A 709-nucleotide genomic window follows, 5' to 3' on the forward strand; every position below is an offset into this window, starting at 1 on the left:
GATTGACCTGAGGTTAGGTAGAGGGACTAGAGTAGAAAACAATCAACCCATCAGATAAGTAAGAGTGATTATGAATAAGACGGATCTGAACGCCTATTTAACCAAGCTCGGTTTGCCGAGTGAGTTACCCGCCGATTTGGAGTCATTGCACAAGATTCACGTAGCGCAGCACCGTTGCCTGCCGTTTGAGAACTTTGATATTTCGTTGCAGCGTGGCATCTCTGTTGAGATTGAAGACATCATTCAAAAAACCGTGTATCACTCCCGTGGTGGCTACTGCTTTGAACTGAATGGCTTAATGCTCGATGTGCTCAAGACCCTCGGGTTTGAAGCGCGCAGCTTACTTGGGCGTGTTCACGTGATGGGGACGCCGACAGGTCGCAGCCATCAAATCACGTTGGTGACGCTGGATGAACAAGCATGGATTGTCGATGTAGGCTTTGGCTCCAATACGCCGCGCGCGCCATTGCCGTTTATCCTCAACCAAGTGATTCAGGCGGATTTACAAACCTTCCGCTTTGTTGAAGATGCCCAGTTTGGTTACTTCCTTCAAGTGTTGTCAACGGACGGAACGGACACGTGGAATAACCTTTATAGCTTCGATTTAGAGTTTGTGTTTGCGGGTGATATCGCGTGTGGCAACTTTTTTACCTCCACTTCTCCTCACTCGCGTTTTACCAGCGCAAGAGTCGCGGCGAAAGCAACAGAA

At 48.8% G+C, this 709-nt stretch carries 1 protein-coding gene; it reads left to right on the forward strand.

Going from position 1 to position 709, the window contains the following annotated elements; all coding sequences use genetic code 11:
- Positions 1-70: 70 nt before the first annotated feature.
- Positions 71-709, forward strand: a 639-nt coding sequence (locus R7Q46_RS27105; RefSeq protein WP_318078250.1) for an arylamine N-acetyltransferase, incomplete at its 3' end; no start/stop codon positions are given.

It is taken from the genome of Vibrio sp. 811 (assembly GCF_033339195.1).